Raw genomic sequence first — 523 nt, forward strand, 5'->3', positions numbered from 1 at the left:
CTCGGCGGAGTCCGCCGGGTCACGCGTCGACCAGCTCTACACGGAGGCCGAGCGGGCCACCGAGAAGTACAACGCCGCCGCCGAGAAGGTCGAGCGGCTGCGCGAGCAGGTGGAACGCGCCCAGGACCGGGCGGCGCGCGGGCAGGCCGAGGTCAACCGCATGCGCGGGGCGCTGGCCTCCGTGGCCGGCGCCCAGTACCGCTCGGCCGGACTGGACCCGACGGTGGCGCTGATCCTCTCCGAGGACCCGGAGGGCTATCTCGACAAGGCCGCGACCCTGGACCGGATCAGCAGCCGCCACTCCGGCAAGCTCCGCGAACTCCTGCGCGCCAAGCGGCTGCTGGCGCAGCAGCGGGCGGAGGCCGGCGAGAAGCTCATCCGGCTCGAGCACCACGGCAGGGAGCTGAAACGGCACAAGAAGGCCGTGCAGAGCAAGCTCAGCGCGGCCCGGCAGCTCCTCAACCGCCTGACACCCGAGGAGCGTTCGGAGCGCGAACGGGCCTCCCGCAGCGGCGGGCGCCCG

The 523-nt window shown here is 73.8% G+C and carries 1 protein-coding gene; it reads left to right on the forward strand.

Going from position 1 to position 523, the window contains the following annotated elements; all coding sequences use genetic code 11:
* Positions 1-523: coiled-coil domain-containing protein (locus tag ACYVE9_RS30555; protein WP_461031088.1), on the forward strand; the 523-nt coding region annotated here is incomplete at both ends.

The organism is Streptomyces sparsus (genome assembly GCF_054776295.1).